Source organism: Pseudomonas sp. efr-133-TYG-5 (assembly GCF_030209175.1).
In the GTDB taxonomy this organism is placed as follows: domain Bacteria; phylum Pseudomonadota; class Gammaproteobacteria; order Pseudomonadales; family Pseudomonadaceae; genus Aquipseudomonas.
In genome coordinates this window covers 177,929-195,890 of record NZ_JARVSM010000007.1, presented here as the reverse complement: position 1 = coordinate 195,890, position 17,962 = coordinate 177,929, and the positions used below count along the sequence as shown (strand labels likewise).

The window sequence follows — 17,962 nt, the reverse complement described above, 5'->3', positions numbered from 1 at the left end:
CACTTTAGTATTGCTGCACCATCGGCGCAGCTTTCCATGGAAGGAGCCCGGCATGCTGGACGCAAACGCTATCCACATTACCCTTGCGCTTGAGGGTGTTTCCAGCGACCTGCAGGTCTTGAGCTTTATCGGTCGCGAAGCCCTCAACCAACCCTTCCGTTTCGACCTCGAACTGGTCAGCGCGCGTCCCGACCTCAAGCTCGAAGAACTGCTGCACAAGCCCGGCGTGCTGACCTTCGGCGCCACCGGCGAAGGCAAGATCCACGGCCTGGTCTATCGCATCGAGCAAGGCGACTCCGGCAAGACCCTGACCCGCTACAGCCTGAGCCTGGTGCCGCAACTGGCCTACCTGCGGCACAACCATGACCAGCAGATCTTCCAGCACCTGAGCGTGCCGAAAATCATCGCCCAGGTGCTGGAAGACCGCGGCATTCTGGCCGACGCCTACAGCTTCCAGCTCGGTGCCGAGTACCCCGAGCGCGACTACTGCGTGCAGTACGACGAGTCCGACCTGCATTTCATCCAGCGCCTGTGCGAAGAAGAAGGCATTCACTTCCACTTCCAGCACAGCAGCAGCGGGCACAAACTGGTGTTCGGCGACGACCAGACGGTGTTCCGCAAACTCAAGGCCGTGAGCTACCAGCAAGACTCCGGCATGAGCGCCGACAAACCGGTGATCAAGCGCTTCAACCTGCGTCTGGAAACCCGCACCAGCCGCGTCAGCCGCCGCGATTACGACTTCGAGAAACCGAAGATCCTCCCCGAAGGCGCGGCCAAGTCCGCGTTCGCCCCGGACCTCGAGGATTACGATTACCCCGGCCGCTTCACCACCCGCGAGCGCGGCAAGTTCCTCTCGACCCGCGCCCTGGAACGCCATCGCAGCGACTACAAACTCGCCGAAGGCAAAGGTGACGAACCGACCCTGACCAGCGGCCACTTCCTGACCCTGGCCGAACACCCGCGCGCCGAGTGGAACGACCTGTGGCTGCTGCTGGAAGTCTTCCACGAAGGCAAACAACCGCAAGTGCTGGGCGAGAACGTCACCAGCGACGTCACCGACAACAAAAGTGATTTCCACCAGGGCTACCGCAACAGCTTCCTCGCCACCCCGTGGGATGCGCACTACCGCCCTGCCCTCGAGCACCCGAAACCCAAGGTCCTAGGCAGCCAGACCGCCATCGTCACCGGTCCGCCCGGTGAAGAAATCCACTGCGACGAGTACGGCCGGGTCAAGGTGCAGTTCCACTGGGATCGCGACGGCCAGGCCAACGACCAGACCACCTGCTGGCTGCGCGTCGCCAGCGGCTGGGCCGGCAGTGCCTACGGCGGCATCGCCATCCCGCGCGTGGGCATGGAAGTGCTGGTCACCTTCCTCGAAGGCGACCCCGACCAGCCGCTGGTCACCGGCTGCCTGTACCACAAGGAAAACGTCGTCCCCTACGACCTGCCGGCGAACAAGACCCGCAGCACCTTCAAGACCCTCAGCTCCCCGGGCGGCAAGGGCTACAACGAATTTCGCATCGAAGATAAAAAGGGCGTCGAGCAGATCTACCTCCACGCTCAGCGCGATTGGGACGAAAACATCGAGCACGACCAGAAGATCCGCATCGGCAATGAGCGGCATGACACGGTCGAGGCCAACACCCTGAGCGAGTTCAGGGTGGAAGAACACCGCATCACCCACCTCGACCGCAAAACCGAAACCCGCGCCGACGACCACCTCACGGTGGGCGTGACCCGTCACCTGAAAGTGGGCACCGCGCAGTTCGTTGAGGCCGGTACGGAAATTCATTACCACGCCGGCGAAAAAGTCGTCGTGGACGCCGGCATGGAAATGACCGCCAAGGCTGGTGGCAGCTTCGTCAAGGTCGATGCCGGTGGGGTGACCATCAGTGGTGCGCAGGTCAAGGTCAATTCCGGCGGTGGGCCGGGTGCTGGCAGTGGTATCGCGATCAAGTTGCCGACACCGGTGACACCGGCGGACACCGATGCCGCCGGAAGAACCCTGGGGGCCGCACCGGTCAACAGCGCCCTCACCGCCGCAAGCGCCGTGCCCGGCAAGGCCGCGCCCGCGGCGGCAACAGCCTCCGCGAGCAAGACACCGCCGCCGACGGCCGCGCAAACCCGGCTTATCCAGCAGAACCTGCAGGCCAGGACACTCAAGGCAGCCGCGCAAAACGGCGATCCGTTCTGCGAGATCTGCAATCAATGACCCAGTTCCGTCCAGACCTCGCCGAGTGGCTGAGCAGCGAACTCTGGCCGCATGGCGTCAAGCCGGACGCGCCCAAGGTCTATGCCCTGCTCGACGGCGCCCGCGACGCCGGCATCGAACCGCTGGTGCGCAACAGCGACGCGCCCTTTTCCTGCCTGTACAGCGGAGAACTCTCCGCCGATCTGTCCGCTGCCGCCCCTTACCTGCTGCATCTGGAACCCCACCGGCCTTATACCCGGCAGCTGCTGGAACAGAGCTGGGGGCAAAGTTGGGGCTGTTTTGCCGTCGCCCCGGCGTACGTCACGCTGGACGAACTGCGCCAGCATTTCCGTACCCTGCTGCGGGTGAAGGATCCGCAGGGCAATCTGCTGGTGTTTCGTTTCTATGATCCGCGGGTGTTGCGGGTGTATTTGCCGACGTGTACGGCAGAGGAACGCCGGACGGTATTCGGCCCGGCCATCCGACTGATTGCTGAAACGGGGACGGGAAATTCGCTGATCAGTTACCTGGCGGACCCGGCGGGCGGGCCAAGTGCGCGCGTCAGCCTGTTGCCGTCTGCCGACACCTTGCCCTGACCGGAGCCGACGATGCTGAGCATGCGCCAGGAGCAGTTGGATGCCTTCCAGAAAGCGGCCGAAGACAACTTTCAGGAGGCGGTCGCCGCTTACCTGGGAGAACGATTTCCGGAGAAATTCGCGCACCAGCCGCGAGACTGGCAAATGAAGTTCATCGCCACCAGCCTGGCCAGGGCCGCCGTGTATGGCCTTGAAAACGAGGTGGATCTGGTGCGTTTCACCGAGGCGGGTATCCGCCTGGGGATCGGCTTCGATACGGCAGCGGACTGTTGGGCAGCCGCGGTCATGCAGAACACCTCACTCGGCAGTGCTACGGAACGCATTGGCTATATCGCCAACCAGCTTGGCCCGACGGTCGAGGAGTAATCCATGCTGAAAAGACCGATGAGCAGTGCCAGTGCTCCGTCCTTCAAGGCGTCACCGGTGACGATCAAAAAACCTTGCATGAACGCGAGCGCGTTCACGCTGGTCTCGGTAGAGGTGCTCAATCGTCATACGCTCACCGCACCCGACAATACCCCCATCCAGGCAGCGGAATGGCTACCGAACACCCCGGCAAAACCTGCCTGCATCAACCTCGGCAACCCACTCAACCTGCGGCTGACGATGCAGCACGACAGTCTGACGCCAGCCGTGCCCGGCGGTTTGACGCTGACCTGCCAGGTTTCCATCGGGGGTGCGGCCGCCGTGGCGCTACCGCCAGTCAATGTCGCAGGCCCGATCGCTGTCGGCGCGCAAGTACAGTTTGCCGTCAACACGCCGGTGGTGAACGCGACAATCGACAAAACCACGGTGGCGCTCACTGCACTGACGCTGACCGACACTGCGCACACGCCGATCCACAACGATGCGCCGCTGGTGCAGTTGGATATCTATACGATTTTTTCCGCCCCCTTGGCGGATAACGTCATGGAATCCACCCTGATCGACCCCGGGGCGGTCGCCGCTGCCGATCAGGTCGTTCGCCTCAACCCGTTCTTCACCGTGCAGCATGTCGAGCAGGCCTGCACCTGGGCACGAGGCGCGTCCTTGCTCGGATCACACAATGCGGCCACTGACATCGTGTTGAAGGTGGTTGCCAACATCCCCGCCATCACCTACGCCGAAGGCCAGGATTATTACGCCGACCATGATGGCTGGAACGTCTGGGATGCTGCGGCGCAAACCGCGGATTGCTCGCAGCTGGCCAGTTTTTTTGCCGACGTGCTGGGGGTATTGGGCGTGCGTGCGCGGGATTTCGAACTCAAATGCCGCTATCCCGGCGATCCGCGAACGTTTCTGCGTTACTTTGGCAAGCCCGCACCGGAAGACGACTGGCCCACCCACGGCGTTTTGCTGATGCGCTATCCGGGTGACGTCTACCACTGTTACGACACGACCTTTTCCTATCCGCGCATCAATTGCACGCTGGACGACGCCTTGCAGGTGGACCCTGCTGCAGCATTCATCCCTGGCTGGCGAAGCTGGTGCTGGATCAAGGACGACGGCTCGGTTTCCAACAGGATGCCCAAAGGCTTCGGGCAGGCCGCGATGGAGGCCAATTACACCGAGGCGCAATGGCGGACAAGAATGCAGACCATCGAGGCCCCTGGCCGTTTTACCGCCGCTGACGTGCTGCATAACCACCCGCCGTGAAACCACTGACGTCGCCAGGTGTGGTGGTCAAACCGGAGAAATCGTCGCCAGCACGCCGATCAGAATGGTCAGGGTCAGAAACCCACCGAGGAAAATCGCCATCTTAGCCATGAAGGCCTCCTGAATGCTGAATGTCCGGCGCACTGCGGGCTTCGGGATGAAGCGTGTCGCGCGTGGCCGAAAGGCAGGGCTATTCTGGGCGTTTGGCTGAGACGGTTACAGATGCAGATCAGCTAGAAAAAAGCGGATCAGATGAACCTGCCGCGTTGCGTGGATCCTGCTGATTCATGCACCGATATTCAGCTCGCCAGACAAGGATTCCAATGCAGCACTTTGATCTACAGTCAGTGGCGTCCCGCGAAGAACAACAAAACCCCGGAGTGACCCATGTCCGAACTGAACCTGCAGCGCAATGTCGCCGAATCCCTGAGCCGCTGGCACGCGATGATCCGCACCGGCGACCTCGGCGCCCTGCCCGACCTGCTCGATCCGAATGCCGTGTTCCGCTCGCCGATGGCGCACACGCCATACCCCGGCGGCAACGTGGTGGCGATGATCCTCAACACCGTGTTCAACGTGTTCGAAGACTTCCAATACCACCGTGAGCTGGCGACCGCCGACGGCCTCAATGTCGTACTGGAATTCAGCGCCCGGGTTGGCAGCAGAGAACTGAAAGGCATCGACATGATCCGCTTCGATGAACAGGGCAAGATCGTCGAGTTTGAAGTGATGGTGCGGCCGTTGAGCGGCTTGCAGGCGCTGGGTGAAGAGATGGGACGGCGGCTGGGGGCGTACCTGGCGGCCGCCAAAGCCTGATCGGACCACCGCGCAAGCGCAAATTTGCGCCACAAAAAAGCCCACTGACCGTCACCGGTGCAGTGGGCTTCGTGTGTCAGGCGTCTGCTTACAGCGCCATGTCACGTGCAGCGTTTTCTTTCACAGCCTTGGCCTTGTCGGCATCGGCAGCCGGCGCTGGAGCCGCAGCCTGGCCGATCACCGGCGGGGTTGGCAGTTCCAGGACCTTGGCGGTGTAAGCCCATTCCTCGGCCACTTTCGCCGGATCGTTGTTCAGCTGGGTGCCGTAGCTTGGCACGATCTGGTGCAGCTTGGCTTGCCACTCAGGGGTCGCGACTTTGTCCTTGAAGACTTTCTGCAGCACGCTCAGCATGATCGGTGCAGCCGTCGAGGCGCCTGGCGATGCGCCCAGCAGGCCGGCGATGGTGCCGTCTTGCGAAGCGACGATTTCGGTGCCCAGTTTCAGCACGCCACCAGCGGCTTCATCACGCTTGATGATCTGCACGCGTTGGCCGGCCTGCCACAGGCGCCAGTCTTCGGCTTTGGCGTTCGGGAAGTATTCCTTCAGCGCGTTCATGCGGTCTTCATCCGACAGCATCAGTTGACCGGCAAGGTACTCGACCAGCGGGTATTCCTTGATGCCGACCTTGGTCATTGGCCAGATGTTGTGGGTGGTGGTGCTGGTCAGCAGGTCCAGATACGAGCCTTCTTTGAGGAACTTGGTGCTGAAGGTCGCGAACGGGCCAAACAGGATCACGCGCTTGCCGTCCAGGACACGGGTGTCCAGGTGCGGAACGGACATCGGCGGTGCGCCCACCGAGGCTTTACCGTAGGCCTTGGCCAGGTGCTGCTCGGCGATGGCCGGGTTATCGGTCACCAGGAACGAGCCGCCTACCGGGAAGCCAGCGTATTCCTTGGCTTCTTCGATACCGGACTTCTGCAGCAGGTGCAGGGCACCGCCGCCGGCGCCGATGAACACGAACTTGGCGTCGGTTTCAGTCTTGGTGCCGTCTTTCAGGTTCTTGTAGGTGACGCGCCAGCTGCCGTCGGCATTCTTGGTGATGTCCTGCACTTCGCTGGACAGCTTCAAGTCAAAGTTAGGCTTGGTCTGCAGGTAACCGGCGAACTGGCGGGTGATTTCGCCGAAGTTCATGTCGGTGCCCAGCGGGCTCCAGGTGGCCGCGATCTTCTGGTTCGGGTCACGCCCTTCCATCATCAGTGGGACCCACTTCTTGATGACTTCCGGATCTTCGGAGTACTGCATGCCAGCGAACAGCGGGCTTGCCTGCAGGGCTTCGTAGCGCTTTTTCAGGAACTTGATGTTGTCATCGCCCCACACGAAGCTCATGTGCGGCGTGGTGTTGATGAACGAGCGAGGGTTCTTCAGAACGCCTTGCTGAACCTGCCAGGACCAGAACTGACGGGAGACCTGGAACGCTTCGTTGATTTCCACGGCTTTGGGAATCGACACTTTGCCGTTCTCGTCTTCCGGGGTGTAGTTCAACTCGGCCAGAGCGGAGTGACCGGTACCGGCGTTGTTCCAGCCGTTGGAACTTTCCAGAGCGACGCCATCGAGACGCTCGACCATTTCCATCGACCAGCTCGGCTCCAGTTCGTTGAGCCAGACACCCAGGGTGGTGCTCATGATGCCGCCGCCGATCAGCAGCACATCAACTTTCTTTGCCTCTTCTGCGTGCGCAGACGACAGCCCCATCGACAAAGCCAGCCCCAGCAAGGCTGTGTTCACTTTCTTAAACATCCGTTGCACCTATGATAAAACGCCTTCCGCCCGCCGCTGTTGTACGTGTGGAGTCCCCTTGTTCTGCGACACTCAGGCTAGCGTCGCGGGGCTTCGGCACACTTCAATATTGACGGGTGGGCACACAAGGCCGACGTACTGCATCGACCTCAGTTAATGTCCCTTCTGAACTGACTTTTTATCATTATTGGCTTCAGCTACTTGAGCGACAGGGATTCCGTCAGCCCGCCGAAAAGGCAGGCAGACTGAATTAGGTCAAACCAAGTTGGCGCGAAGAATATCACGTCAGGGCAAACCCGCGCGTCTGTTCGCGACCGGAGAGTTTCCGAGAGGTTCCGCGAGGGCTTTCTTCACCGGGAATAAACCTGCTAAGTTGTACGACGACTGACAAATAAACAGTCGTTGCGCCTCCCTACAACAAAAAGGAATCCCCATGAACAAAGGCAAACTGCTGCTCGGCCTGCTCTGTGTCTTCAGCGGCTACGTCGCCGCTGCCCCGGCCCCTGACGAACAAGACGTCGCCCAAGCCGTCGATCATCTGACCCAGGCGATGCTGCACAAGAACATCAGCGAACTCAAAGCACTGACCGCCGCCAACCTCAGCTACGGCCATTCGAGCGGCAAGATTCAGGACAAGCAGGATTTCATTGCCGACATCGAAACCGGCAAAAGCGCGTTCAAGACCCTGGAAATGCACAACCAGACCATCACCCTCTCCGGCGACACCGCACTGGTGCGCCACCACTTCTCGGCGCAGGCGCTCAAGGGCAGCGAGGTGGTGCCGACCGAAATCGAGAACCTGCAGGTGTGGCAGAAGCAGCAGGGCAAATGGCTGCTGATTGGGCGTCAGGCGTTCAAGTTCTGATCCACACGCCGTGAGTCGGCGCCTGCGCAGGCTGGCCCGAGCAGTGGCCGCCTCACAGGCGAAACCGATCCACCGACAACGCCAGCGCCCCGGCCAGGCTCGACAGCTCATCAGTGGTGTTCGCCGTCTGCCCGATGACTTTGCTGTTGCCTTCGGACATGCCGGCGATCATTTCCACCTGATGGGCGATTTCGTTGCTGGCCTGGCTCTGTTCGCCGATGGTGCGGGTGATGTCGTTGACCAGTTGCGTGGTGTTCAGGGTGGCTTCGAGGATTTCGCGGATCGCCCGTTCAACGTCGGCGGTGACCGCCATGCCCTTGTCGACCTGGGCCACGCCCGCCTCCATGCTGCTGACCGCTTCGCGGGTGCTGTGCTGGATACGCGCGACCATCGCAGCGATTTCCTGGGTCGAAGCGCTGGTGCGGGCAGCCAGGCTGCGCACTTCATCCGCCACCACCGCGAAACCGCGCCCCTGCTCGCCGGCCCGCGCGGCCTCGATCGCGGCGTTGAGCGCCAGCAGGTTGGTCTGGTCGGCTATGCTCTTGATCACCTGGATGATGTTGAAGATGCCCTCGGATTCCTGGTCCAGGGTGCGAATGACCTGCGCCGACTGCTGTGCCGAGCGGGCGATGTCGTCCATGTCGCTGACCACTTGATGGATCACCTGGCCGCCGTTCTTGGCCAGTGACTCGGCCTGATTGGCCATGCCCAGCGCCCGCTCGGCGTGGCGGGTGATTTCCTCGATGCTGGCGGTCATCTGGCTGGCGGCGGCCGCCATGGTGCCGGCGGCGACGCTTTGCTGCTGGCTGCTGTCGGCCACCTGGTGGCAGCCCTGGCTCAGTTGCTCGCTCATGCCGCTGACACCGTGGGCGTTGCGCCGTACTACGTCGATCATGTTGCGCAGATCGCGCTGCATGGTCGCCAGTGTGCGGATCAACGCACTGGCCTCGTCCTTGCCGGGCGGTTCGCTGATCGGCTCGCTGAGATTGCCGTGGGCGATGCTGTCGGCGATGCGGCTGGCGGTCTGGAGCGGGCCCATGATGCTGCGAATCACCCAGCGGCCCTGCACCGCCAGCAGCAACAGGCTGGCCAGCAACACCACGCCAAGGGCGATGTTGGCGTTGCGAATGGCCGCTTCGGTGGCCTCGCTGGTCTGCCGGGTATTGGTTTCGATCTGCTCGCTGAGGGCAGCCATCTGCCCTTCGAGCTGGCTGAACGCACTGTTGAAGGTGCCGAGTTGCTGCTGCGCAGCGTCCGGGTTGTCCAGGGCCAGGCCGACAATCTGCTCGCCAGCGGCAATATAGGTATCGAGGCTCGGCTTGATCTGCTCCAGCGCGGTGCGCAGGGTCGGGTTGACCGGCAGCTTGAGGTTATCGCCCAGCACTTCGCGAAAATGCCCGGCGTGCTCCTCGATGGAGGCGCGCACGTCCTGTGCGCTGCTGGTGCTTTTGCCCAGGCCCACCAGCAACGCCGAGTAGACGTCGGCGCGCAGGGCGTCGTGCATCATGTCGGCCTCCATGTGATTGCGCAGTGCACTCATGCTCACCGCGTTGTCGCTCACCGCGGCGGACATCCGCGCATTGCCGACATAACTGACCAGGCTGACAATCAGCGCCGTCAGCAGGCTGGTCGCAATCAGCAACAGCAAACGCAATTTGATCGACACCGTGGAATCCTCCCTGGGCACGCTGGAATGCGCTGGTCAGCCTTCAGTTAAGCCTATTTGCGCCGGTGTGCCGGCCAAGAGCATGGCAACGTGTGTCCTCACCCGGCGACGCCGCGCCGGGATGTGCGATGCGTCACACCTGGTCGGGTGACCGTCCGCCGCTTCGCACGGAACTCCCGGGCTCCCGCGCTGCTCTGACGTTATGTGGTACTTCCTTTTCGCTTTACGCTGCTGGAGGAACACCGTCATGCGCCGTTTATTACTCGTTTCGTCTCTTCTTTTGTGCCTGCCCTTCGGTTCGGCCATGGCTCGCGTTGACGCGGGCGATGTCGCCACCTCCGCAGGTGTCTCGGCCTCGCTGTACTCGACCTTCAAGGATCACAAAATGGTGATTCCTGCCCGTGACGACTTGTCTGCGTTCGTCGCCAGCGGCGGTGCGATCCGTGGCGTCTACCTGGAGTCGGTGCTGCAGCAGGTACGCCAGGACAATCCGGGCCTGAATGCCAGCGATGAAGATCTGGCCAACGCCATCCTGGTGCATTACGAAGGCCAGTCGCAGTAAATCTGCAACGTCGAGGGCGCTGGTCGAGCGGATTGACCACGCCTTCTACGCTGCCGATGGACGGCCATCGGCCAACCATGGGCAAAACCGTTGAACGGCCTCTATGATGGAGGCCATGACGATTTCCGCACCCATCCGTTCGCCCTGCCCGCCCGGTGCCTGCATTTGCGGGCGTGAGTCATTGCTCGAAGTCGGCGGCGCCGACATACGTGTTCTGCGCCTGACCCGCGAAGAAGAAAGACGCCTGCTCGAACGCCTGGAAAACCTGCAAAGCCTCGCTGATCTCGAACGCCTGCAACAGCGCATGTTCGAGCAACTGGGCATTCGTGTCGCGGTGGCCCCCGGGTTCAACGAAGTACGCACCATGCGCGGCATCAGCATTCAGATCGACGAGCTGCCGGGCCTGTGTCGCAAGACCCGCCAGACCATCCCCGCCGCCATTCGCCGTGGCCTGGAGAAAAACCCGCAGATCGCCTTCGAACTGCTCAACGCCCACGACTTGCTGCGCGACGCCTGATCACTTTTTCAGGCCGAGGCGTTTGCGCATGTCGGCGGTGATGCTCTGGCGGGTCTTTTTCATGTCCGCCCACGGCTCATCGCCGACCTCGCGCAAGCGTTCATGGACGTTATGGATGTTCCACTGATTGCCGCCCTTGAGCTCCTTCACCTCATCGGCAAACAGTGGTACCGACACCGGCAGACCCTCGCGGGTGCGCGCCGCATAGGCACAAATGGTCGTGGCGCCCAGCCCGTTGCGCAGGTAGTCGATAAAGATACGTCCGACGCGGTTTTTCGGCCCGGAGACCGCCGAAAAGCGATCCGGCAGCAACTTGGCCATGTGGCTGACGATGGCGTGGCTGAAGTCCTTGACCTCGTCCCAGCCGAGCTTGCGGGTCAGTGGCACCACCAAGTGGATGCCCTTGCCGCCGCTGGTCTTGAGAAACGCCTTGAGCCCCAGTTCATCCAGCACGGTGAGGGTCAGGGCGGTGGCTTCGACCATGCTTTTCCACGGCAGCGCCGGGTCCGGGTCAAGGTCGAGGACAAAGCGGTCGGGTTTGTCCAGATCCACCGTGGTGGCGTTCCAAGTGTGCAGCTCGACGGTGCTCATCTGCACCGCGCCGATCAGCGCTTCGGCGTTGTTGATGAGCATCACTGGCTGGCCGGTGACGTCCTTGTCCAACGTGGTGATGCCGGGGATGGCCAGACGCTCGGCGTTCTTCTGGAAGAACAGCTCGCCGCCGATGCCGTCCGGCGCGCGCACCAGGGCCACCGGACGCTCCTTGAGCTGCGGCAGGATAAAGTCCGCGACGCTGGCGTAATACTCGGCCAGTTGCATCTTGGTCGTGCCGCTGCTCGCGTCGATCACCCGATCCGGGTGAGTGATGCGCACCTTGCCGCTGGCCATACCCAACTGCGACGGTGCGGGGGCGGCAGGTTCGGCCGAGCTTTTGGCGGCTTGCCGGGGCGATTTCTTCGCGGCGGTTTTCGCTGACGCTTGCTTCATGGGCTTGGCTCGCTCTTCAGTGATGTGCTTGGCCGGTTTATCGTTGCGCAGGCCATGAAAAACCGCGTGACGCACCGAACCGTCCTTGGTCATTTCGGCGAATGCCACTTCCGCCAGCAGACTCGGCTTGAGCCAGTGCACACCCTTGGCTTCGAAACCGCTGGGAGGATTGCTCACCGCCGCTTTCTTCACCCGCAACGGCTTGAGCTGGGCGAGGATGCTTTTCAGGGTGGTTTCATTGAATCCGGTGCCGACCTTGCCGGCGTAACGCAACTCGCCGCTGTCGCGATCATGCAGGCCCAGCAGCAGCGCACCGAAGGCGCTGCGTGAGCCTTTCGGATCGGTGTAACCGACGATCACGAATTCCTGGCGATGCTTGCACTTGAGCTTGATCCAGTCGCTGCTGCGCCGCGACACGTAAGGCGAACCCAGGCGCTTGCCGATCAAGCCCTCCATCTGCATCTGGCAGGCGCTGTTGAGCAGCGCCTCGGGGGTTTCGTCAAAGGCTTCGGAGAAGCGCAGCAGCCCATCCTTGTGCCCGTTCAACACCGTGGCCAGGGCCGCCCGGCGTTCTTCGACCGGTACCTCACGCAGGTCGACGCCATTGAGATACGGCAGGTCGAACAGGTAGTAGATGATCTGGCTGCTGTGCCCGCTATCGAAGGCGTTCTGCAGCGCCTGGAAGTCCGGCACCCCCTGCTCGTTGGCGACGATCATCTCGCCGTCCAGCCACGCCGATTCCAGCCCCAGCGCCGCAAGAGCCTCGGCCTGTCTGGGCAACTTGTGCGTCCAGTCATGACCGTTGCGGGTGAACAGCTGCACCTGGTCATGATCGATGCGCGCCAGGATCCGGTAGCCGTCGAATTTGATTTCGTAGCTCCACTCGCCCCCCGGAGCGCTGTCCACCAGCGTCGCCAGTTGCGGTTTGAGCTGGGCCGGAAGCTTCGCCTTGTGCGCGCCGGCCGGTTTGCCCGCCGCGGCCTTGGGCGCCTTGACCGGTGCGCTCTGCAGCGGCTTGACCTGTTTGGCGGCAAGTTTCGGTTTGTCCACCAGCGTGCGTTCGCTGAGTACGCTGTCCGGTTCGGCTGTCAGCACGTCGTAATCATCCTGCGGGCGCGCGGCGCTGTCCTGGTGCTTGATCAGGAACCACTGCTCCTTCTTGCCCGGCATGTGGGTACGCACCAGGTTCCAGATCCCAGCGAGTTTTTCTCCCTGCAGCTCGAACTTGAGCCTGCCCTTGGCGTAGGCCTGCTGTGGATCGTCGAGGGGAATCCACACGCCACGGTCCCAGACGATCACATCGCCGGCGCCGTAATGCCCCTCGGGGATGCTGCCTTCGAATGTCGCGTAATCGAGCGGATGATCCTCGACGTGCACGGCCAGGCGCTTGACCTTGGGGTCCAGCGACGGCCCCTTGGGCACCGCCCAGCTTTTCAGCGCGCCATCGAGTTCCAGGCGAAAGTCGTAATGCAGGTGCGAAGCGTCGTGCTTCTGGATACAGAACTGCAAGGCGTGCTCGCCGGCGGTTTTCTTGCCGCGACGCTTGACCGCCGCCGGTTCCGAGGTCGCCGAGAAATCACGCATGCGGTTGTAGTCGTCGAGATTCCTGCTCATGGTGCACCTGCCTTGTTTCAGCCAGTTCGGGTCACGGTCAGCGCCACCACGGCAATCCGGTCGACCCGTTGATAGCCGGGATTGAGCAGCTCTTCGCCAAACACGTCGGGGTCGAGTTCGCGGTAGGTCCAGGCGAACCTCGCAGCGTCCAGGCGCGGGATTACCGTGTCGAGAAACGGATCGCGCCCGTCAACCATCGCCACACCGGTGTAGAGCACCAGCGAACCGCCAGGCGCCAGGCGATTGAGCGCCTGCTCGACGATGCGCAGCGACAACCCCGCGCCCAGCGTGCCGCCACCATGGCGGTAGGCGCGACCGGCCGGATCGGCCATGTACGGCGGGTTGGCGACGATAAGGTCGAACTCGCCGTCGACCCCTTGCAACACATCACTGGCGCGCACCTCGACGTTGGCCACTTCGGCCAGCGCCGCGTTGATCGCGGTCAGGCGCAATGCGGCGGGGTTGATGTCCACTGCCAGCACCTGCGCCTCGCGCCGCGCTCGGGCGATCAGGATCGCACCGACACCGGCCCCGCAACCGATGTCCACCGCCCGCTGGACAGGTGCGAAGGTCTGCTGCAGATGGCTGTGGATCAACTGGGCGAAACGATAGGTGTCCGGGCCGAAGAACACTGCATCCGCCGCGTCCGTGGGAAACGCCGAATGCACGAACAGCAGATCATCCAGGCTCGACCAGCGCACCCGGCTTTTCAGCTGCCCGGCGTAGCTATCGATGATCTGCGCGTCTTGCAATTGCCGCTGTTCATCGGCGGACAACAACCCCGGCTCGAACGGCCGCGACCAGCCGAACACATCCCGTAGGCAGTCGGCAGCCTGACCTTCGTCGCGCTGGTTGACCCGCTGATGGGTCAGCGGCGTCGGGGTGATGAAACGATAACCATCGGCCTGCAGGCGCCGGCCCAGTTGCAGCAGCGCGAGGTCGTTGGCGGGCAACAGTTCTTCCTGATTCATTGACGATTCCTTAACGCAGGCTGGATTTGAGTTCGATGAACCGGCGAGTGGCGAGCAGCCCGGCCGGGTGTGCGTGGCGTGCCGGCGCGAGCCACGGCATCAGCGTCGCCATTTGCGCGTGGGCGTCCTGGCCCTGCAACGCCGCGGTGAGACGTTGCACGTCCGGATCCTGTTCGGGCACCTCGATCGGCGGTTTGCTCGGGGCCTGGCGGCGGAACGCGGTGGTTTTTTTCGCCGGCGTCCAGTCACCGGCAATCCAGTCGTGCACCAATTGTTTTTCATAGGCGCTGAACACGCCGAACATTGCCGCGCCATCGCCGTCGATCAATTGCCAGAAGCGACTGGCCTGCGGATCTTCGTGGCGTTTGATCCAGCCTTTGTCCTGCAGCGCCTGGAGGAAACCCGGCAGTTGTTCGGGTGCCGCCAGCCATTCATTGACGGTCTTGCCGTCGAAGCGGCAGTAATCGGAATGCATATGCTGCGCGAACGGGCATTTACGCTCGAGCATCGCCAGCACTTCGCGTTCGAGATCAAAGTCCTCGATGATCGCGCGACTGCCCTGCCCCAGGTCATTGAGCCGGTAGCCCAGCGACACCCGGCGCAGGAAATCGGCGCGATCCGCCTCCAGCGGCAACAGCTCGAGCACTGCCTGCACGGCTTTTTGCGCATGGCCGGTGCTGGCGTTGTCGATGGTCACGTGCAGGGTGAAGTAGTAGGGATCGATGCCCAATTCGCTGAGTTCGTAACTGCTGATCAGCAGGTGCAGCGGCAGCTGTTCGTAGCCGAGGTTGTAACCGATCACCTCCGGCAGGCAATCCATGCCGCAGGCGCCCAGGGCGAGTTGAATCGCGCCTTGCAGGTAGCGCTCATCGGGCAGCGGGCTGCTGTGCTCGAGCCCGTGTTCGGCGAGCAGTTTGCGGTAGATCACCACATGGTTCTGCGCCGGATTGCCCTCGCCCAACTCTTCGAGGTAGGTATTGAGCAAACCGCTGAAACGCGGATCGCGCCATTGCTGCAACAGGCCATACAGCCAGGCACCGTCGACCAGTTTGGTCGGTGCCACCGCTTGCAGGAAGTACAACGCCTGGGCCTTGTTGCTGAAGAACTGCCGCGGCCCGCCTGCCTTGCGCTGCTGCAGATAATCAGCGTACTGGCGGGCGACTTCGGCAGAATGTTCGGCCACCCAGGCGTGCCATGTCGAAGGGTCTTGCGGCAATGGTTCCGGCAACTGCGCGGCACGCTGCAGTTGCTCGTCGAGCAAAGTCCGCGCGAGGTCCTGAGGATTGTCCTCAAGCAACAGAGTTTCATGGATGCGCCGCAGTTCACCCGCGGAATTCATCGGGTGCAGTTGGGCAGGCGCGTCTTGCAGGCGAGTCAGGACAGTCATGGCAAAGTTCTCGTTCGGTTGGCAGGACGCTGAGTCACACGCCTCTACAGCAGCAGAGAGGTGGCGCCTGCCAAAAATTCAATCGACGTGAAAATTGCCCTGACGGACGGAGCAGTGACGGCCCGGCAGTTACATCGGGAAATGACGCCAGCGCCTACCGCAAATGCCATCTTTGCCTGCAGGCGCTGCCGAAGGTGGAGATCTTTGTTTCAGGCAGTGCCCTTGGCCTGCTGCTCCAGATGCACCTGCAACTCGGGGTCGATCTGCAAGGCCGCCGCCAGTTCGTCCAGATAGTTGCGTTCGGCGTCTTGCTGATCGTCCACCAGCATCACACTGGCCAGGTACATTTCGGCGGCCATGGCCGGGTCGCCCTGGGCGGCCTGGGCCACTTCATTGGCATCCAGTGGCTTGGCGACTTCGGCGTCGAGCCATTGCTGCAATTGCGGGTCGTCGGTGTGGCGGCCGATCTCGCTACCGATCAGGTGTTTTTCCGACTCGTCGATGCGCCCGTCAGCCTTGGCCGCGGCGATCAGTGCGCGCAGTACCGCGTGGCTGTGCGCCTCGACTTCCGGGCCGGCCAGCAGATTCGCCGTTTGCGGGGCCTGCTGCGGCGCGGCGGCCGCCTGGCTACGCTGCCAGGCCTGGTACGCCTGGAACGCCATCATCCCCAGCGACGCCAGCGCCGCGTAATTGCTGGCGCCGGACCGGCTCTGCGTGCCGCCGCCCAGGCCACCCGCGCCACCGAGCAAGCCCCCGAGCAAGCCGCCCAATCCGCCCAGGCCACCGGCCGGGGCACCGCCACCGCCGCTGACCGCGCCTCCGCCCAGCAGGCCGCCGAGCAAACCGCCGAGGCCACCCAGGCCTCCTCCGGCCGCGGCGCCATTGGGTTGTCCCGCCGAGGCCTGGCCTCGCAGCAGTTGTTCGAGCAGATCGCTGGTGTTCATGACGTCGTCCTCAGGCATGGGCGTGACTGCGTCTGGCAACGATAGACCGCCGCACGGGTTGCGCCAGCACCGTTTGGCTGACGCCGGGTGGCGAGGGAAGATTTCTCCAGCGTATTTTTTTCGCGGCCAGCTAAGATTCATGGAGGCTGAACCTTATCCCGGCCAGACCGGTCGATAGCTGCAACCCCGACCCGGTTTGCCGGCGCCCTTGCTGCCCAAGGGTGATACCCGGCTTGCTGCATTTTCTGGAGAACGCCCCTGTGATATCGACCGTCCACATTGCCAGGCTCAAGGCCTGGGGCGCCCATGGTTTCACCGCGACTGGCGTGGTCACCGCTTTCCTGGCCACCCTCGCCCTGCTGGAAAACCAGCCGACCCATTGCCTGATGTGGCTGGGCGTGGCGCTGATCGTCGACGGCCTCGACGGCGCGCTGGCACGCAAGGTCAATGTGCAATCGGTGCTGCCGAGCTTCGACGGTTCGATCCTCGACCTGGTCATCGACTACCTGACGTACGTGTTCATTCCGGCGCTGTTCATCTATCGCTACATTCCGCTGCCGGACTACACGCTGTTGCTGACGGTGTCGCTGATTCTGGTGTCGTCGCTGTTCTGCTTCTGCAACGTCAACATGAAGAGCAAGGACAACTATTTCGTCGGTTTCCCGGCCGCATGGAACGTCGTCGCCCTGTGTCTGTACATCATTGGTCCGGGACCGTGGATCACTTTCCTGACAGTCATCGGCCTGGCGCTGCTGACCGTCACCCGGATGAAATTCCTGCACCCGTTCCGCGTGCGCCGGTTCATGCCGATCAATATTGCGGTGACGGCGATCTGGCTGCTGTGCAGCCTGTCGCTGGTGGTCAACCACCCGGTCATCAACCCGCTGGTGATGGGCCTGTGGCTGCTGATGTCGGCGTATTTCCTCGGCATCTGCATCTGGCGCACGGCACTGGAGTGGTTTGACGGCGCAGCGCCGAAATAGCCGGCGCCATGCCGATCCATATCGTCCGCCTTGGCGCGCCGCGCGCCCCCGATGAAGGCCTGCGCCTGGGCACCGTGCGGCGCCCGCCACGGGGCGTGCCCAAGGCGCAGTTCGCCAGCCGCGATTTTTATGACGTCTGGCAGCCCTTGCTGTCACCCAGCGCCGAACTGGTGGCCGAAGCCCTGGACGCAAAGGATGCCAAGGCCTGGAACGCGTTCGTCCGCAAGTTCAAGACTGAAATGAAGCAGCCAGCGGCCAGTCAGTTGCTCGACCTGCTGGCAGCGCTGTCGCACCAGACTTCCTTCGCGCTCGGTTGCTACTGCGCCGAAGAAGCGCATTGCCATCGCTCGGTGTTGCGGGAGTTGTTGCTGGCACGTAACGCTGACATCGCCGTCGATATCGAAAAACCTCCGTCCCTCCCCTCGACTCCGTTGCCGGGAACCGCAGCCAAGCGCTGAATACCCAGCGATGGACACAGTGATATCAAACC

Annotated in this window: 15 protein-coding genes and 2 pseudogenes; 10 read left to right on the top strand and 7 right to left on the bottom strand. The window is 62.7% G+C overall.

Annotated elements, in window-relative coordinates:
- The first annotated feature begins 52 nt into the window (after positions 1-52).
- From QRN70_RS22850 to QRN70_RS22830, 5 genes are all read left to right on the top strand, one after another.
- Positions 53-2,212, top strand: a complete 2,160-nt coding sequence (locus QRN70_RS22850) for a type VI secretion system Vgr family protein (RefSeq protein WP_285420151.1) — start codon at positions 53-55, stop codon at positions 2,210-2,212.
- Positions 2,209-2,787: a DUF4123 domain-containing protein gene (locus QRN70_RS22845; RefSeq protein ID WP_285420150.1), complete on the top strand. Its 579-nt coding sequence runs from the start codon at positions 2,209-2,211 to the stop codon at positions 2,785-2,787. The genes QRN70_RS22850 and QRN70_RS22845 overlap by 4 nt, the downstream gene beginning before the upstream one ends.
- Positions 2,788-2,799: 12 nt before the next feature.
- Entirely contained in the window at positions 2,800-3,153 is a 354-nt protein-coding gene (locus tag QRN70_RS22840) for a hypothetical protein (RefSeq protein WP_285420149.1), read from the top strand.
- Between the two features lie 3 nt (positions 3,154-3,156).
- Positions 3,157-4,422, top strand: coding sequence for a hypothetical protein (locus QRN70_RS22835; RefSeq protein WP_285420148.1), 1,266 nt, complete (start codon positions 3,157-3,159; stop codon positions 4,420-4,422).
- A 387-nt stretch (positions 4,423-4,809) separates the two neighbouring features.
- Positions 4,810-5,238 (top strand): nuclear transport factor 2 family protein, encoded by a 429-nt coding sequence (locus QRN70_RS22830; protein ID WP_285420147.1) that lies wholly within the window; start codon positions 4,810-4,812, stop codon positions 5,236-5,238.
- 88 nt (positions 5,239-5,326) lie between these two features.
- On the opposite strand, the gene mqo is transcribed toward QRN70_RS22830, so the two are convergent.
- Positions 5,327-6,976, bottom strand: a complete 1,650-nt coding sequence (gene mqo, locus QRN70_RS22825; protein ID WP_285420146.1) for a malate dehydrogenase (quinone) — start codon at positions 6,974-6,976, stop codon at positions 5,327-5,329.
- Between the two features lie 433 nt (positions 6,977-7,409).
- Between mqo and QRN70_RS22820 the strand changes: the two genes are divergently transcribed.
- Positions 7,410-7,841, top strand: coding sequence for a nuclear transport factor 2 family protein (locus tag QRN70_RS22820; RefSeq protein WP_285420145.1), 432 nt, complete (start codon positions 7,410-7,412; stop codon positions 7,839-7,841).
- A 52-nt stretch (positions 7,842-7,893) separates the two neighbouring features.
- Here the strand turns inward: QRN70_RS22820 and QRN70_RS27880 are convergent, their stop codons facing one another.
- Complete coding sequence (locus QRN70_RS27880; protein WP_502941674.1) at positions 7,894-8,619, bottom strand: methyl-accepting chemotaxis protein; 726 nt, start codon at positions 8,617-8,619, stop codon at positions 7,894-7,896.
- 132 nt (positions 8,620-8,751) lie between these two features.
- Positions 8,752-9,507: pseudogene (locus QRN70_RS27875) on the bottom strand (HAMP domain-containing protein); the annotation flags it as partial.
- Between the two features lie 247 nt (positions 9,508-9,754).
- Here QRN70_RS27875 and QRN70_RS22810 point away from each other — a divergent pair.
- A complete protein-coding gene (locus QRN70_RS22810) occupies positions 9,755-10,069 on the top strand; it encodes a DUF2388 domain-containing protein (RefSeq protein ID WP_285420143.1) in 315 nt (104 codons plus the stop codon).
- Positions 10,070-10,184: 115 nt separating this feature from the next.
- The gene (locus QRN70_RS22805; RefSeq protein ID WP_285420142.1) at positions 10,185-10,586 is read left to right on the top strand and encodes a hypothetical protein; all 402 of its coding nucleotides are present in this window, start codon (positions 10,185-10,187) and stop codon (positions 10,584-10,586) included.
- Here QRN70_RS22805 and ligD read toward each other — a convergent pair whose 3' ends face one another.
- From ligD to QRN70_RS22785, 4 genes are all read right to left on the bottom strand, one after another.
- Positions 10,587-13,187 carry a DNA ligase D gene (gene ligD, locus QRN70_RS22800; RefSeq protein WP_285420141.1) on the bottom strand — a complete coding sequence of 867 codons (2,601 nt, stop codon included), beginning with the start codon at positions 13,185-13,187 and terminating at the stop codon, positions 10,587-10,589.
- A gap of 17 nt (positions 13,188-13,204) precedes the next feature.
- A complete protein-coding gene (locus tag QRN70_RS22795) occupies positions 13,205-14,158 on the bottom strand; it encodes a methyltransferase (protein ID WP_285420140.1) in 954 nt (317 codons plus the stop codon).
- Between the two features lie 10 nt (positions 14,159-14,168).
- Positions 14,169-15,545 (bottom strand): iron-containing redox enzyme family protein, encoded by a 1,377-nt coding sequence (locus QRN70_RS22790; protein ID WP_285420139.1) that lies wholly within the window; start codon positions 15,543-15,545, stop codon positions 14,169-14,171.
- 209 nt (positions 15,546-15,754) lie between these two features.
- Positions 15,755-16,489, bottom strand: coding sequence for a tellurite resistance TerB family protein (locus QRN70_RS22785; protein ID WP_285420138.1), 735 nt, complete (start codon positions 16,487-16,489; stop codon positions 15,755-15,757).
- 260 nt (positions 16,490-16,749) lie between these two features.
- On the opposite strand from QRN70_RS22785, the gene pcsA reads away from it, so the two are divergent.
- Complete coding sequence (pcsA, locus tag QRN70_RS22780; protein WP_285420137.1) at positions 16,750-17,472, top strand: phosphatidylcholine synthase; 723 nt, start codon at positions 16,750-16,752, stop codon at positions 17,470-17,472.
- An 8-nt stretch (positions 17,473-17,480) separates the two neighbouring features.
- Positions 17,481-17,861 (top strand): annotated as a pseudogene (locus tag QRN70_RS22775) (DUF488 domain-containing protein); the annotation flags it as partial.
- Between the last annotated feature and the right edge of the window lie 101 nt (positions 17,862-17,962).

Excerpts from the sequence above, each read along its gene's own strand:
- QRN70_RS22840 (WP_285420149.1), top strand. The coding sequence starts at position 2,800 with ATGCTGAGCATGCGCCAGGAGCAGTTGGATGCCTTCCAGAAAGCGGCC.
- QRN70_RS22845 (WP_285420150.1), top strand. The coding sequence starts at position 2,209 with ATGACCCAGTTCCGTCCAGACCTCGCCGAGTGGCTGAGCAGCGAACTC.
- QRN70_RS22805 (WP_285420142.1), top strand. The coding sequence starts at position 10,185 with ATGACGATTTCCGCACCCATCCGTTCGCCCTGCCCGCCCGGTGCCTGC.
- QRN70_RS27880 (WP_502941674.1), bottom strand. The coding sequence starts at position 8,619 with ATGGCGGCCGCCGCCAGCCAGATGACCGCCAGCATCGAGGAAATCACC.
- ligD (WP_285420141.1), bottom strand. The coding sequence starts at position 13,187 with ATGAGCAGGAATCTCGACGACTACAACCGCATGCGTGATTTCTCGGCG.
- QRN70_RS22850 (WP_285420151.1), top strand. The coding sequence starts at position 53 with ATGCTGGACGCAAACGCTATCCACATTACCCTTGCGCTTGAGGGTGTT.
- QRN70_RS22830 (WP_285420147.1), top strand. The coding sequence starts at position 4,810 with ATGTCCGAACTGAACCTGCAGCGCAATGTCGCCGAATCCCTGAGCCGC.
- QRN70_RS22810 (WP_285420143.1), top strand. The coding sequence starts at position 9,755 with ATGCGCCGTTTATTACTCGTTTCGTCTCTTCTTTTGTGCCTGCCCTTC.
- QRN70_RS22795 (WP_285420140.1), bottom strand. The coding sequence starts at position 14,158 with ATGAATCAGGAAGAACTGTTGCCCGCCAACGACCTCGCGCTGCTGCAA.
- mqo (WP_285420146.1), bottom strand. The coding sequence starts at position 6,976 with ATGTTTAAGAAAGTGAACACAGCCTTGCTGGGGCTGGCTTTGTCGATG.
- QRN70_RS22835 (WP_285420148.1), top strand. The coding sequence starts at position 3,157 with ATGCTGAAAAGACCGATGAGCAGTGCCAGTGCTCCGTCCTTCAAGGCG.
- QRN70_RS22790 (WP_285420139.1), bottom strand. The coding sequence starts at position 15,545 with ATGACTGTCCTGACTCGCCTGCAAGACGCGCCTGCCCAACTGCACCCG.
- QRN70_RS22820 (WP_285420145.1), top strand. The coding sequence starts at position 7,410 with ATGAACAAAGGCAAACTGCTGCTCGGCCTGCTCTGTGTCTTCAGCGGC.
- QRN70_RS22785 (WP_285420138.1), bottom strand. The coding sequence starts at position 16,489 with ATGAACACCAGCGATCTGCTCGAACAACTGCTGCGAGGCCAGGCCTCG.